The organism is Bradyrhizobium sp. MI1.4 (assembly GCF_055811315.1).
The window spans coordinates 17,390-31,657 of record NZ_JBVVPP010000051.1; the positions used below are offsets into that span (position 1 = coordinate 17,390).

Annotated in this window: 15 protein-coding genes, 1 tRNA gene and 1 riboswitch; of the genes, 9 read left to right on the forward strand and 7 right to left on the reverse strand. The window is 65.1% G+C overall.

The window, feature by feature from the left end:
- Positions 1-207 precede the first annotated feature (207 nt).
- The gene (locus tag AC0L23_RS32775; RefSeq protein ID WP_026233079.1) at positions 208-1,227 is read left to right on the forward strand and encodes an Hsp33 family molecular chaperone; all 1,020 of its coding nucleotides are present in this window, start codon (positions 208-210) and stop codon (positions 1,225-1,227) included.
- Between the two features lie 61 nt (positions 1,228-1,288).
- Here the strand turns inward: AC0L23_RS32775 and apaG are convergent, their stop codons facing one another.
- Positions 1,289-1,681, reverse strand: coding sequence for a Co2+/Mg2+ efflux protein ApaG (gene apaG / locus AC0L23_RS32780; RefSeq protein WP_026233080.1), 393 nt, complete (start codon positions 1,679-1,681; stop codon positions 1,289-1,291).
- 204 nt (positions 1,682-1,885) lie between these two features.
- On the opposite strand from apaG, the gene AC0L23_RS32785 reads away from it, so the two are divergent.
- Genes AC0L23_RS32785 through AC0L23_RS32795 form a run of 3 tightly spaced genes read left to right on the forward strand, consistent with a single transcriptional unit; the run spans position 1,886 to position 4,935 of the window.
- A complete protein-coding gene (locus tag AC0L23_RS32785; RefSeq protein ID WP_085349686.1) occupies positions 1,886-3,151 on the forward strand; it encodes an OpgC domain-containing protein in 1,266 nt (421 codons plus the stop codon).
- Complete coding sequence (locus tag AC0L23_RS32790) at positions 3,151-3,930, forward strand: SGNH/GDSL hydrolase family protein (protein ID WP_085358309.1); 780 nt, start codon at positions 3,151-3,153, stop codon at positions 3,928-3,930. The genes AC0L23_RS32785 and AC0L23_RS32790 overlap by 1 nt, the downstream gene beginning before the upstream one ends.
- 12 nt (positions 3,931-3,942) lie before the next feature.
- The gene (locus AC0L23_RS32795) at positions 3,943-4,935 is read left to right on the forward strand and encodes an SGNH/GDSL hydrolase family protein (RefSeq protein WP_026233081.1); all 993 of its coding nucleotides are present in this window, start codon (positions 3,943-3,945) and stop codon (positions 4,933-4,935) included.
- A 114-nt stretch (positions 4,936-5,049) separates the two neighbouring features.
- Here the strand turns inward: AC0L23_RS32795 and AC0L23_RS32800 are convergent, their stop codons facing one another.
- On the reverse strand, positions 5,050-6,246 hold the full coding sequence (locus AC0L23_RS32800; protein ID WP_007615678.1) for an O-succinylhomoserine sulfhydrylase: 1,197 nt from the start codon (positions 6,244-6,246) through the stop codon (positions 5,050-5,052).
- Between the two features lie 70 nt (positions 6,247-6,316).
- A riboswitch (SAM riboswitch) is annotated at positions 6,317-6,396 on the reverse strand.
- A gap of 80 nt (positions 6,397-6,476) precedes the next feature.
- On the opposite strand from AC0L23_RS32800, the gene AC0L23_RS32805 reads away from it, so the two are divergent.
- The 4 genes from AC0L23_RS32805 to AC0L23_RS32820 all read left to right on the forward strand — a co-directional run bounded on the left by AC0L23_RS32805 (position 6,477) and on the right by AC0L23_RS32820 (position 10,975).
- The gene (locus tag AC0L23_RS32805; protein ID WP_085358313.1) at positions 6,477-7,613 is read left to right on the forward strand and encodes a 2'-deoxycytidine 5'-triphosphate deaminase; all 1,137 of its coding nucleotides are present in this window, start codon (positions 6,477-6,479) and stop codon (positions 7,611-7,613) included.
- A 172-nt stretch (positions 7,614-7,785) separates the two neighbouring features.
- On the forward strand, positions 7,786-8,214 hold the full coding sequence (locus AC0L23_RS32810) for a PAS domain-containing protein (RefSeq protein WP_018456077.1): 429 nt from the start codon (positions 7,786-7,788) through the stop codon (positions 8,212-8,214).
- Positions 8,215-8,318: 104 nt separating this feature from the next.
- The gene (locus AC0L23_RS32815; RefSeq protein ID WP_085358315.1) at positions 8,319-9,368 is read left to right on the forward strand and encodes a hypothetical protein; all 1,050 of its coding nucleotides are present in this window, start codon (positions 8,319-8,321) and stop codon (positions 9,366-9,368) included.
- Between the two features lie 161 nt (positions 9,369-9,529).
- Positions 9,530-10,975, forward strand: a complete 1,446-nt coding sequence (locus AC0L23_RS32820; protein ID WP_473357933.1) for an MATE family efflux transporter — start codon at positions 9,530-9,532, stop codon at positions 10,973-10,975.
- Here AC0L23_RS32820 and AC0L23_RS32825 read toward each other — a convergent pair.
- The 5 genes from AC0L23_RS32825 to AC0L23_RS32845 form a co-directional block, all read right to left on the reverse strand.
- A complete protein-coding gene (locus AC0L23_RS32825) occupies positions 10,972-11,478 on the reverse strand; it encodes a hypothetical protein (RefSeq protein ID WP_026233082.1) in 507 nt (168 codons plus the stop codon). The genes AC0L23_RS32820 and AC0L23_RS32825 overlap by 4 nt on opposite strands.
- Before the next feature lie 100 nt (positions 11,479-11,578).
- On the reverse strand, positions 11,579-11,980 hold the full coding sequence (locus AC0L23_RS32830; RefSeq protein ID WP_085349693.1) for an SRPBCC family protein: 402 nt from the start codon (positions 11,978-11,980) through the stop codon (positions 11,579-11,581).
- Between the two features lie 195 nt (positions 11,981-12,175).
- A complete protein-coding gene (locus AC0L23_RS32835; RefSeq protein WP_026233083.1) occupies positions 12,176-12,535 on the reverse strand; it encodes a VOC family protein in 360 nt (119 codons plus the stop codon).
- A gap of 56 nt (positions 12,536-12,591) precedes the next feature.
- Complete coding sequence (locus tag AC0L23_RS32840) at positions 12,592-13,431, reverse strand: helix-turn-helix transcriptional regulator (RefSeq protein ID WP_018456083.1); 840 nt, start codon at positions 13,429-13,431, stop codon at positions 12,592-12,594.
- Positions 13,432-13,440: 9 nt separating this feature from the next.
- Entirely contained in the window at positions 13,441-14,019 is a 579-nt protein-coding gene (locus AC0L23_RS32845; RefSeq protein ID WP_085349694.1) for a methylated-DNA--[protein]-cysteine S-methyltransferase, read from the reverse strand.
- Positions 14,020-14,191: 172 nt separating this feature from the next.
- Here AC0L23_RS32845 and AC0L23_RS32850 point away from each other — a divergent pair.
- Positions 14,192-14,265 (forward strand) — tRNA-Gly (locus AC0L23_RS32850).
- Positions 14,266-14,268 lie beyond the last annotated feature (3 nt).

The window sequence follows — 14,268 nt, forward strand, 5'->3', positions numbered from 1 at the left end:
CCCAAACCGGCATTGGGGGGGGGGGCTTCCCCCGCTTTAATTAACGCGGGGCGTTTTCCGCGGGGGCGGCCTATTTGGGTTTAATCGGCGGCCGGGCCCTCCCCCCGCCCGACACCGAATTTGCCGTGCTTGCGTACGATCCGTGCTGCATTCTGGATGCAGCCCTCCCCCCTTCCAATTCCGCCTTCCGACCCCAGATAAAGCGCCATGGTTTCCCAATCCCCTGATATGAAAACCGGGCCTGAAGGCCCGGTTCGCGCGCCATCCGCGGTTCCGATCGACGACGCCGTGCTGCCTTACGAGGTCGACGCGCTCGATGTGCGCGGTCGGCTGGTGCGGCTTGGTCCGGCGCTCGACGAAATCCTGACCAAGCACGATTATCCCGCGCCGGTCGGCAAGCTGCTCGGCGAGGCCATCGTGCTGACCACGCTGCTTGGCTCCTCGCTGAAGTTCGAGGGCCGCTTCATTCTCCAGGCCCAGACCGACGGTCCGGTGTCGTTCCTGGTCGTGGACTATCAGGCGCCGGATCGCCTGCGCGCCTATGCGCGCTACGACGCCGCGCGCCTCGGCGAGGCCAAAGATACTGGCACGCATTCCGGCGCGCTGCTGGGCCACGGTCATCTCGCCATGACCATCGACCAAGGCCCCGACATGAGCCGCTACCAGGGCCTGGTTGCGCTCGACGGCGGCAGCCTCGAAGACGCCGCTCACGAATATTTCCTGCGCTCCGAGCAGATCCCGACACGCGTGCGTCTCGCTGTCGGCGAGGAATGGCGTTCGAACGACGGCGGCAAGCATCGCTGGCGTGCTGGCGGCATGCTGATGCAGTTCCTGCCGAAGGCGCCCGAGCGTGCGCGGCAGGCCGATCTGCATCCCGGCGATGCGCCCGAAGGCGTCGAAGTGCACGCCGTCGCTGAAGACGATGCCTGGGTCGAGGCACGCTCGCTGATCGAGACCGTCGAAGACGTTGAGCTGATCGATCCGGAGCTGTCCGGGGAGCGGCTGCTCTACCGCCTGTTCCACGAGCGCGGCGTGCGCGTGTTCAATCCGCTGCCCTTGAAGGCGCAATGCTCCTGCTCGCGCGATGCGGTGGCATCGATGCTAAAGAGCTTTTCGTCTGACGACCGTGCCGCGATGGTCAAGGACGACAAGGTCGTCGTGACCTGCGAGTTCTGCAGCTCGGTGTACGAGTTCACGCCGGATGAAGCAGGCGTGGAAGACGCGTAAGGCGTTAGCCTGCAGGTGCGATAGGGTCGGCCAAAGCGGAGCGCGCCCACCATCTCCTGCCCTAGTTCAACACCCGCTTGTTGTCCGGGCTGTCCAGCGAGAACGTCGGCACGTCAATTTCGAAGCGCTCGCCGGTCGCGCTGACCATCTGGTAGCGGCCGGTCATGAAGCCCGAGGCGGTCGTGAGCGGGACGCCGGAGGTGTATTCGAAGCGTTCGCCGGGCGCGAGCGTCGGCTGCTCGCCGACGACGCCCTCGCCCTTCACCTCCTGCTGCCGGCCGGTGGCGTCGGTGATGATCCAGTGCCGCGTCTTGAGCTGCACGGTCTCGTCGCCGGAATTGGTGATGACGACGGTGTAGGCCCAGAAATAACGGGAGCGGTCAGCCGACGACTGCTCCGGAACAAAGTTCGGCTCGACGGTCACTTCGATCTGGCGGGTCACGGCGCGGTACATGATTGCCATCATACCGAAAACCGCCCGGGAACCAAACGCCGGAGACGCCTTGGCGACATCGTCCCGCCAGAATTCGCAGGGAAGTACACGTCCAAATGGGCTTGCAAATGTACTTGCTTGTGATCCGGTCGTTTTGCGAGATGACGGCCGGACCGGTACACTCCTTGCCACGTCGCGATTTGCGGAAGGGTTTTTAGGCCCCCGATGACCATTGCCGACCAAGTGACGGGATCGACGATCGCGGGAACCGCTAAACCTGTGGAGGTCAAGTCCGCGGGAGCGAAGCGGCGCGCGGCCGCGCCGGCCATTTCGCTGCCCGCCATCGGCGAGCGCGAGCTCCGGCTGGACCTATTCCGCGGCCTTGCGCTGTGGCTGATCTTCATCGACCATTTGCCGCCGAGCCTTCTGACCTGGTTCACGATCCGCAATTACGGCTTCAGCGACGCCACCGAGATCTTCATCTTCATCTCCGGCTATACCGCCGCCTTCGTCTACGGTCGGGCGATGCTGGAGTCCGGCATCGTCGTCGCCACCGCGCGCATCCTGCGGCGCGTCTGGCAGATCTATGTCGCCCACGTCTTCCTGTTCACGATCTTCCTTGCCGAAATCTCCTACGTCGCGACCAGGTTCGAGAACCCGCTCTACACCGAAGAGATGGGCATCATGGATTTCCTCAAGCAGCCCGACGTCACGATCGTGCAGGCGCTGCTGCTGCGCTTCCGTCCGGTCAACATGGACGTGCTGCCGCTCTACATCGTGCTGATGCTGGCGCTGCCCTTGATCCTGTGGCTGATGAAGTGGCGCCCCGACGTGACGCTCGGCCTCTCGGTCGCGCTCTACGCGGTGACCTGGGAATACGACCTCTATCTGTCGGCCTATCCGAACGGCTTCTGGGCCTTCAATCCCTTCGCCTGGCAATTGCTGTTCGTGTTCGGGGCATGGTGCGCGCTCGGGGGTGCGCGACGCATGTCGCACATTCTGGCTTCGCGGGTGACGATGTGGATCGCGATCGCCTATCTGGTTGCGGCATTCTACGTGACGCTGACCTGGTATGTGCCGCAGCTCTCCCACTTCATGCCGAAGCGGCTCGAGCAGTGGATGTATCCGATCGACAAGGCCGACCTTGACGTGCTGCGCTTCACGCATTTCCTGGCGCTGGCCGCGCTCACCGTGCGCGTCCTGCCCCGGGACTGGCCGGGCCTGAAATCGCCCTGGCTGCGGCCGCTGATCCTGTGCGGCTCGCATTCCCTGGAGATATTCTGTCTCGGCGTCTTCCTCGCCTTTGCCGGCCATTTCATCCTGGCCGAAGTCTCGGGCGGCCCGGTCATGCATGCGCTAATAAGTCTCTCCGGAATCCTGATCATGTGGGCCATGGCCTGGCTGATTTCGTGGTACAAGCGGGTGGCTGACAAGAGCGGTTCGAAAACCAAAAGCGCCGTCGGCAGCGCCGATATGGCGGGAGGGGGCTGATGAAGGCGAAGGTTTTCCTGAGCCTGATCCTGCTGTGCGGTGGTCTCGCCGCGCCTCCGGCGCGCGCGGACGATGCTGCGCCGGCTGCTTCAGCCGCGCCCGCAGCCTGTGAAGTGCCGTCCTATCTGCTCACCAGCGAAAGCCAGCTTCCCAAGGTCGCCGATGCCGTGAAGGCCGGCAAGCCGCTCGAAATCCTGGTCATCGGCAGTCGCTCGACCACGATTCCGGCTTCCGAGGACGCCTCTTATCCGGCGCGGATGCAGGCCATCCTGAAGGACAAGCTGCCGCCGTCCGAGATTGTGCACGTCTCCGTAGAAATACAGAGCAAGAAAACGGCCGAGGAGGCGGCTGCCAGCTTCGTTAAGCTGATGGAAGCAAAAACGCCTACTTTGGTCATCTGGCAGACCGGGACTGTCGATGCTATCCGAGCCATCGATCCCGATGATTTTCGTGGCGCGGTGACCGAAGGGGTTGTTGCGTTGCAAAAGGCAGGGGCTGACGTCGTCTTGATGAATTTGCAGTACAGTCCGCGTACCGAAACCATGATCTCGGTGCCGCCATACCTCGACAATATGCGGGTGGTGGCGCAGGAGCACGATATTCCGCTGTTCGATCGGTTCGCGATCATGCGGCAGTGGAATGATCAGGGCCAGTTCGACCTATTCAGCCCGTCGCGCGGCCCCGAGTTGGCGAAGCAGGTCCATGATTGCCTTGGCCGGGCGTTGGCACAGTTCCTGATCGACGCTGCCCATCTGGAGCCGGCCCAGCAGCAAAATTGAGGTCTAGCGTTAATGAGTTCTCTCCGCCCTTTTTGCCTGACGGCATGGCTGGCTGTGCCCGCAGCAGCGGTGCTGCTGTTGCTGAGTCCGGCCTCGCAGTCCCACGCGCAGACGCAGGCCGCGCAGGCAACACCGGCCCCGCAGCAGTCGGCTGATCCGGCTCCCGCTTCACCGTCCCAGACCACCGTCGCAGCGACGTCCCCCGACCAGCGCGGCATCACGGCGCGCGCCATCGACAAGGTGAAGCAGGTCGCGAAATCCGCCGGCGACATCTTTAGCCGCGTGCCCTGCCTGTCGCCGAAGGGCGGCTCGAAGGCGATGGGCTCGCTGCCGCATGTCGCGGGCAAGCTCGTCGCCGGCCAGCCCGTCGTCATCGTCGCGTTCGGCTCGTCGTCGACCGCGGGATTCGGCGCGAGCTCGCCGGAGTTCAACTATCCCAATCGCCTTGCCGCGCAGCTGCACCGGCACTATCCGACCGCCGACATCACCGTCGTCAATGCCGGCGTCGGCGGCGAGGATGCGCCCGAGATGATGAAGCGTCTCCAGAAAGAGGTGATCGACGTGCATCCGGATCTGGTGATCTGGCAGGTCGGCACCAATGCCGTGCTGCGCAATCTCGATCCTGGCGAGACCGCCAAACTGGTCGAGGACGGCATCGCTCGCATCCAGGCCACCGGCGGCACCGACATCGTGCTGGTCGATCCGCAATATTCGCCCGCGGTCAACCAGCGCGCCGAGAGCGCCGGCAAGATGGTGAAGCTGCTCGGCAAGGTCGCCGAGCTCCGTCACGTCGGTATCTTCCCGCGCTTCGAGGTGATGCGCGACTGGCACGAGAAGCAATCCCTTCCGGTCGAGAGTTTCGTGATCGCGGACGGACTGCACATGAACGATTGGGGCTATGCCTGCTTCGCCCAGCTCCTCGGCGACGACATCATCCGCTCCGTCGGCCAAATCAAGCTCGGCGTGAACGTGCCCGCGGACGTGCGGACCTATCGGCCGATGTAGCTGCTGCAGGGTGGGCAAAGGCGCGCTCTTCGCGCCGTGCCCACCATCCAGCGGCACTGTGATCGTGAATGGTGGCACGCTTGCTTTGCCCACCCTACGATGTCGAATGCGTGGCTACGCCTTCTCCAGCGCCGCGGTCAGATCCTCGATCAGATCGTCCGCGTGCTCGAGGCCTGCCGAGAAGCGGATGAATCCTTCGCTGATGCCGAGCGCGGCGCGGTCCTCCGGCTTCAAACGCTGATGCGTCGTGGTCGCGGGATGGGTGACGAGGCTCTTGGCGTCGCCGAGATTGTTCGAGATCTTGGCGAGCTTGAGCTCGTTGAGCACGCGGAACGCCGCCTGCTTGCCGCCCTTGACCTCGAGGCCGACCAGCGTCGAGCCGCCGCGCATCTGCTTCTTCACCAATGCAGCCTGCGGATGATCGGCGCGGCCGGGAAACACCAGCCGCGAAATCTTCGGATGGCTCGCCAGCACGTCCGCGATGCGCGCCGCCGTCTCGGTCTGCGCGCGCACGCGCACGGCGAGCGTCTCCAGCCCCTTGAGCAGGACCCAGGCGTTGAACGGCGAGATCGACGGGCCGGTCTGGCGCATGAAATTGTGGATGTGCTCGGCGATGAACGCTTCCGAGGACAGGATGATGCCGCCGAGACAGCGGCCCTGGCCGTCGATGTGCTTGGTCGCGGAATAGACCACGACGTCGGCGCCGAGCGCGAGCGGGCTCTGCCAGATCGGGGTGGCGAACACGTTGTCGACGACGAGCCGCGCGCCGCCACTATGCGCGATCTCGGCAATGCCGGGAATGTCGAGCACGTCGAGCGTCGGATTGGTCGGGCTCTCCAGGAAGAACGTCTTGGTGTTCGGCTTCATGGCGCGCTGCCACTGGTCGAGATCGAGGCCGTCGACCAGCGTGGTCTCGATGCCGTAGCGCGGCAGTAAATCCTGCACGACGTAGAGACACGAGCCGAACAGCGCGCGCGAGGCCACGACGTGATCGCCGGCCTTGAGCGGCGCCAGGATCGCGGTCGTCACCGCGGCCATGCCGGTCGCGGCCGAACGTGCCGCTTCGGCGCCTTCGAGCTCGATCATGCGGCGCTCGAACATCGAGATGGTCGGATTGGAGTAGCGTGAATAGATGAAGCCGGGGTCCTCGCCCTTGAACCGCGCCTCGCACTCCTCAGCGCTGTTGTAGACGTAGCCCTGGGTCAGGAACAGCGACTCCGACGTCTCGCCATATTGCGAGCGTAAGGTGCCGGAATGAACCAGGCGAGTTTCGGGACGGTAGTGGGCGGTTGGCGCCGGGGACTTCGACATAGGACCTCCTGACGTGACCATCGAGAATGGTCACAAAAAAACCGGCCTGGAATATCTCCACGGGCCGGGATCACAGAGGTCCCCGGCCTGTTTAGCGACTTATTTAACGTGGCTGCAAGCCGGCCGGCTCAAATCACCACGGGATAAGTCATGCTCATATTCCGCAATGCCCTTTCCGTCAAGACGTCCATCGGATAGCCGTAAAACGCTCATATTTCCCGCATGTCGGGATGTGTTTGATCCCTGATGAGGACCCCGGGTTGACGTTCACGGTCGCCGCCGACGCCAATGGTATCCTGCCCGACCGCATGATCGCGGCGATGGCGGAGGGCGGTCTCATCCTGCCCGCTTACGACTTCGTCGAAAGCCAGATCCAGCCGGCGAGCCTCGATTTGCGTCTTGGCGATATCGCCTATCGCGTTCGCGCCAGCTTCCTGCCCGGTCCCGGCGCCACGGTCGCCGAGCGCATCGACGAGTTGAAGCTGCACGAGTTCAGCCTCGCCGACGGCGCGGTGCTGGAGACCAACTGCGTCTACATCGTGCCGCTGCTTGAAAGCCTCGCGCTGCCGCCGGAAATCGTCGCGGCCGCCAACCCGAAGAGCTCGACCGGCCGGCTCGACGTCTTCACCCGCGTGATCGCCGACGGCACCCGCCGCTTCGACATGATCGGTGCCGGCTATCACGGCCCGCTCTATGCCGAGATCAGCCCGAAGACGTTTCCGGTGCTGGTCAGCGAGGGCTCGCGCCTGAGCCAGGTGCGCTTCCGCACCGGCGATGCCATCCTCAACATCGACGACCTCGAGGGGCTGCACGCGACCGAGCGTCTCGTCGATATCGACGACGCCGACCTCACCGGCGGCGTCGCCGTCTCTGTTGATCTCTCCGGCGAGAAGAGCGGCGGCTTCGTCGGCTACCGCGCCAAGCGCCACACCGGCGTCATCGACGTCGATCGCCGCGCCGGCTATTCCGTCGAGGACTTCTGGGAGCCGATCTCGGCCCGTCCCGACGGCAGCCTGATCCTCGATCCCGGCGAGTTCTATATCCTCGCGTCGAAAGAGGCGGTGCAGGTGCCGCCCGATTACGCCGCGGAGATGGTGCCGTTCGATCCGCTGGTCGGCGAGTTCCGCGTGCATTATGCCGGATTCTTCGATCCCGGCTTCGGCTATGCCGGCGCCGGCGGGCTAGGCTCGCGCGCCGTGCTCGAAGTGCGCTCGCGCGAGGTGCCGTTCATCCTCGAGCACGGCCAGATCGTCGGCCGCCTCGTCTACGAGAAGATGCTGGCCCGCCCCGACGCGATGTACGGCCAGCGCATCGGCTCGAACTACCAGGCGCAGGGCCTGAAGCTGAGCAAGCATTTCCGGGTGTAGGGATAGCCTCACCTTCCGCTGTCATGCCTCGGCTTGACCGGGGCATCCAGTACGCCGTAGCCTATTGGTTCGATCACATCCGCCTCTGGAATACTGGATCGCCCGATCAAGTCGGGCGATGACACCGAATCTGTGTCAAGATGGGAAGTGAATCTACGTCCGAGGTGGCGAAATGACAGATCAATCCGAACTCGACGCAAGAATCCTCGACGACGTCGCCGACGCGCTGATCTATTCGGATCGCTCCGGCACGATCATGCGCTGGAACCGCGCATCGTCCGCACTGTTCGGCTTCTCGGCGGACGAAGCGCTGGGCCAGAATCTCGACCTGATCATTCCCGAACATCTGCGCGCCGCGCACTGGAAAGGTTTTGAGGCCGCGCTTGCCAGCGGCGCGATGAAGCTTGCGGGCAAGCCGACACTGACCCGCGCGCTGCACAAGGACGGACGCAAGCTCTACATCGAGATGACCTTTGCGCTGGTGCGGGACGCCGCTGGAGTGGTGCAAGGATCGGTGGCGATGGCACGCGACGTCACCGAGCGCGTCGAGCGCGAGCGTGCCGCCAAAGCCTCGCAAACTAAGCCTGCGCAAAATTCGTGATGCGGAATTGGCGCGCCGGCGTGCAGGGCTCCCTGCGTGCGGCTCAACTTGTCCGTCACCGGATGCAGTGACACACTCGATCAGAACAACGATCGGGAGCGAACATGACCGCACCAGACCCCGCGCAGGAAGCTCAATGGAAACGCTGGCGCGCGGTTGCCGATCTCTATCACGCCTACTTCACCGGTCTGATCCTCACCGTGGTCACGCGTCGCGGCACGGCAGATGCTGCGGAGTTCGTCTTTCGCGTGTTCCGCCGCCAGCAGCAGGAGCGCTTCCTGCCGGGGCTGGAGAAGCTCGGGCTGAGCCATCTGCCGCCCGCCGTGGCAGCCGCGCAATATCACTATCTCTCGAACTGGATCGGCGGCGTGCACGTCGAATACATGTATGAGAGCGACCGCAAAGCCTGGATACGCTATCCGCCGCCGCGCTGGATATGGAAAGGCACTGCCATCTGCGGCGTGCCGGGCGAAGTCTCGCGCGCGATGCTGCGCGGCTGGCACGCCAACAACGGCGTGGCGCTCGGCGATACCAGATTGGGGTTCGTCTGCACGAAGCAGAGCGTCGACGGCCAGGACGGGCTCGAAGGCTACTATTATCAATATGACCAGCCCCTCGAACTCGACCAGCGCCTCGTGTTCGCGCGGCACCTCGAAGCCCCGCTGTTCGATGCAGCCGCGGCTCCGGCGTTGCCGGTCGCAAGCTGGCCAAGGCCGAGACTGGAAAAAGCCTATCGCAACTATGCGATGGAATATGTGCGCACCGCCGCGCCCGTGATGGTGCAGCTGTTCGGTCCGGAGGATGCGGGCTATCTCCTGCACCTCACGGGCAAGCTGATCGGGATGCAATATTTCGATGAGGTCGCTGCGGCGCTGTCGATGGGCCGCGGCGGTGCGAGCGAATTCGCGACGTTCCTCAACGCGCTGTTTGTCGCGCAGGACGATGCGGCTGAGACGACGCAATCCGAGGGCACGTTCGAAATCCGTCAGCAGAGCTGGAGGTTGATGGAAGACGTCGCCGATAACCACTCCGCTTGCGCCAAGGTGCTGGCGGGGTTGTTCGAGGGGCTTGCGGCCGGGTGCGGCCGGCACATCGGCGTGCACCTGTCCGCGACACCGAGCGGTCGTCCGCCATTGCTCTGGACGATTGGGTAGACGACGGCGTCACCGCGCTGCCGCAGGGCACGCCTGCACCTAGCGCAGGAGGAATCGCTGCGCGTCGTGCTAACAAGCCTCTTGTTGCGCCCTGCGCGAACCAATTCATTGGCACACCCAAGCATTGCTGCGCCGGAAATGGCGCTTTGCCCGGAGAGGACATGTCAGACATCGCCGAAATCCCGGTCGATGAACAAGAGCGTCCGCTGCCGCCGCCTCCGCGCCCCGTGAGGAGCGCGCTGATGGACGGGCCGATCCTGCGCACGCTGCTCGGACTGGCCTGGCCCAACGTGGTCGCGCTCTCAGCCGGCACTTGCACGGTAATTGCGGAGACCTCCTATATCGGACGGCTCGGCGTGGAAGCGCTGGCCGCGATGGCGCTGGTGTTTCCGACAGTGATCCTGACCATGACCATGTCAGGCGGTGCGATGGGCGGCGCGGTGGCCTCCGCCATCGCGCGCGCGCTCGGCGCGGGCGATCGCGAGCGTGCCGGGACGCTCGCCGCGCACGCGCTGCTGATCGGCATCAGCTTCGGCCTCGTCTTCATGCTGGGCATGCTGATCTTCGGGCCCAAGGTGCTTGAGATGCTCGGCGGCCGCGGCGACGTGCTGACGCATGCGATCGCCTACACCCAGGTGTTTTTCGGCGGCGCCGTGCTGCCCTGGCTGCTCAACACCATGGCCGGCGTCCTGCGCGGCACCGGCAACATGAAGCTGCCGTCGCTGTTGATCCTCAATTCCGCGGCCTGGCAGATCGTGCTCGGTGGCACGCTTGGCCTCGGCCTCGGTCCGGTGCCGCAATTCGGCATGCGCGGCGTCGCCGCCGGCGCGCTGATTGCCTATTGCATGAATATCGGCGTGATGGGCTGGTACCTGTTCTCCGGCCGCGCCCGCGTGACGCCGAAGCTGCGCGGACTTCGCATCCAATGGGCGATGTTTTTCGACATCCTCAAAGTGGGCGCCATCGCCTGCTTCTCGCCGCTGCAATCGGTGCTGACGATCTCGATCTTCACTCACATGCTTGCGAAATTCGGCACCGCGATCCTGGCCGGCTACGGCATCGGTGCGCGGCTGGAATTCCTGCTGACCTCGATCGCGTTCTCGTTCGGCATCGCCTCGGTGCCGATGATCGGCATGGCGGGCGGCGCCGGCCGCATCGCCCGCGCCCGGCGCATCGCCTGGATCGCAGCGGCGAGCGCCTTCGTCGCCGTCGGTGCACCGGCGTGCCTGGTCGCGGCCTTCCCCGATCTCTGGGTCAACATCTTCACGGACAGCGCGACCGTGCGCGCCACCAGCCACCAATATTTGTCGACGGTGGCGCCGTTCTACGCCTTCATCGGCCTCGCCTCGACGATGTATTTCTCGTCGCAGGGCGCTGCGAAGGTGATCGGCCCGGTGCTGGCGCAGACCGCGCGGCTGATCTACATCTCGGCTGTCGGCTGGTGGCTGTCGACGCATGATGCCACCGCGCAAAGCTTCTTCTGGCTGGCGGCGAGCTCGATGGTCGTGCTCGGCCTGCTCTCGTGCTCCAGCGTGGTGCTGACACGCTGGGGACCGCGCCAAACCAAACCTGCGATCAGGCCGGCTCTGTCGGCCGCCGCGGACTAGCGGTGCCTGTGGCGGCGATGGCCGCCACCACCGCCGACATTGGCGAGCCGCATCAGTTGCGGAATCATCGCCATCATGTCGCCGCCACCGGCGCCGCCGAGCATGCCCATGATATCGCCGCCGCCGATGCCGCCCATTCCGGCCGGCATGGTGCCGCCTCCACCCATCGGCGCGTAGCCGCCGTAATTGGGCGCGCCGAAACCGCCGCCGAGGTTGCCGGCGCCGAGGCCGCCAATGCCACCGCCGCCCATCATGCCAAGACCACCACCGCCATTCTCCATCATGCGGCTCATCATCGGGCCCATGGTCTGCATCATCATGCCGAAGCGGCGCTTGCCCATCTTGGCCTTCATCATCTCGAGCATCGGCGCCATCTGGGTCATTATGTCCTCGCCGCCGGCACCGCCGCCGCCGAAGAACTGCGCCTTTGCCGGCGCGCTCGAAATCGAAAACATCAGCAGCACGGCGGCCGCCTGGCAGATCACCTTGTCCGCACCTCTCATGGCCTGCTCCTCGCGTGCGTGGCGCCGCCGGGAGAGCGGAGCCAACCGGACGCACGGCGCCATCGTTATTGCGGACGAGGGCTGGGCTCTGTGAGAAAGATCACGCAGCTGCGGCCGGAAACGCGCGGTGTATGGCGGCGACGGCGTCCTTGGTCTGTCCCTGCACATAGGGCGCGAGCTCGTTCGGCAGCATGTCGATGATCCAGACCAGGCGGCATCTCGCCTCGCCCTCGGCGATCACCTGCACCGAGGCGCTGTAATGCTTCAGCCGCTCGTTGTTGATCGCGTAGACCAGCCGCCGCCCGGCATCGTCGCAATCGACCAGCACCTCGCGCGCCACCGATCCGTTGGCGAAGGTGACGATGCGCGTGTCGCCGTCGAGCGTGCAGGCCGTGACGAAGCCCGGCGCCAACCGCCGATGCAGCGCGCCGAAATCGCGCACGGCATCCCAGACGTCGCGCGCTGGGGCGTTGAGGGGAATGTCGTTGTGGATGGAGGCCATGATGCAATCCTGGTTGAGTTCCTTGATGTAGAGAAGCGAGCGATAGCGCCGTCATCCCAGCTGTCATCGCCCGACTCCATCGGGCGATCCAGTATTCCAGAGGCCGCTGTGATTGAATCGAGGAGCTGCGGCGTACTGGATACCCCGGTCAAGCCGGGGGATGACAGCGTGTGTGTGTGGTGAGGGCTGCCGCGTTCACACACAGACCGCCTCAACATTGTTGCCATCGGGATCGATCAAAAACGACGCGTAGTAAGTCGGGCTGTAATCCTTGCGCGGGCCGGCGCCGCCATTGTCGCGGCCACCGCTCTTCAAGCCCTCGCTGTGGAATGCCTTGACCGCGTCATGATCCCCCGCGCGAAACGCGATGTGCACGCCATCGGCTTTGCGCCCCTTGTTCAGGTGCAGCCACAGCGCCGGCTCGCCCTTCGGCCCGAAGCCGGCATAACCATCGCCACTCGAGCACACGACATAACCGAGCGGCGCCAGCACCGCGGTGTAGAAGCGCGTGGCGGCGTCGAGGTCGGCAACGCGCAATCCGATATGGTCGTACATGGTCGTCTCCATTGCCAAAGCGCGCCACAATCGGCGCGCGCCGGAGACGAACCTAGTCAGTTGAGGGCAAGCTGCTCTTGGAGAATCTTGCGCTCTCCCTTCGAAGCCTGGCGGAACTTGGTCGGCGAGACGCCGGCGGCGCGGTGGAAGGTGCGGACGAAGTTGGAGAGATCGCCGAAGCCGACGTCGTAGGCGATGTCGGTGACTGCGATGTCGTCGTCAGTCAGCAGCCGCGCCGCATGCCGCAGCCGCGAGCGCACCAGATATTGATGCGGAGTGACGCCGAGCACGGCGGAGAACAGCCGCAGGAAGTGGAAGGGGCTGAGGCCTGCCTGCCGTGCGGCCTGTTCGAGGTCGACCTCGGCATGCGAGTTGGCGTCGATCCAGAGCGCGGCTTCCACGGCGCGGCGGCGATCACGCGCCGTCGGTGTCGTCGGCTTGCGCGCCTTGCCCGACACGACATCGACGAAACGACCGGTGAGGATCTGCCCGACCTCGTCGAGACCGAGGTCGCTGTTGCCATCTGCCGCCGTCTGGGCGAGCTCGCCCAGCACCATCAGCTCGGGCAGCGGTGGCGTCGCGCCGACCTGCCAGACGTCGCTCCGGCCGCCGAGCGCGTCGACCAGATCCTCGCTGAGGAAAAAGGACAGGCAGACGTCGCCGGCGACGTGCTCATGTGTGCAGGTGTATTCCTCGCCTGGCGCGCCGACCAGCATCGAGCCCGCCACCAGCTCGAAGAAGCCGGCGCGGCAATGACAGCCAAAGCTGCCGGCGCGGACATAGGCGATGGAATGGCCGGTGCGGCACTCCGCAAACGGGCTGTCGTCCGGTCCCGCGTCGCAGCGAAACTCGGAGACGGTCATCGAGGGGGTGGTCAGCAGCGTTGTTGCATCCATCCCGCCTATCTAGGTGGAGGGTCTCGGTGGGGCAACGGGCAGCAGGACGTCGAACAGCGTCTTGCTGGCGATCGGATGGGTGCCCTCCAGCGACAGCAGCCGCCGCTTGGAGATTACGCCGCCATAGGGCGAGAGCCGGTCGGTGTAATTGCCGGCCTCCAGCACCCGGTGACAGGGCACGATCAGCATGTAGGGATTTTTCGCGATCGCCTGGGCCACCGAATGCGCCGCGCCGGAGGCGCTTAGCGCCTTGGCGATCTCGTGATAGGTGCGCGTCTCCCCGCGCGGGATGGCGCAGGCCGCCTCGTAGACCCGCCGGTTGAAGCCGGGCACCCCGCTCGCGTCCAGGCTGACCTCGGAAAAATCAGCATCGCTGCCCTGCAGCAAGCTCACGATGCCCTCGATCGCGAACTCGGCGTTCGCGGAAGGCCGCTGCTCGCGTGCCTCGGGATGGATCTGGAAAATCCGGCGGCGGGTGTCGATCTCCCGCGCCTCCGGCAGCTGCACGGCGACGACCCCGGTGCTGCTCCAGATGATGCCGCAGCGCCCTATGGTCGTGTCGAATATCGCGTAGCCATGCCCCACCATACACACGCCCCCACGCAACGTACGCTCTCCCCAGACCGCGACCATAACACCGCCACAATCCGCCGCACCCAAAATCTTACCGGAAACTTAAGAAGGGGCGGGCGGGCTGCGCCAAAGCGCTTGGCGAGATGCGCCGTCTCGGCTAATCAGAGCGGGCGCAAGCTGCGCATCCGCGGGCGTAGTTCAATGGTAGAACGGCAGCTTCCCAAGCTGCATACGAGGGTTCGATTCCCTTCGCCCGCTCCATCC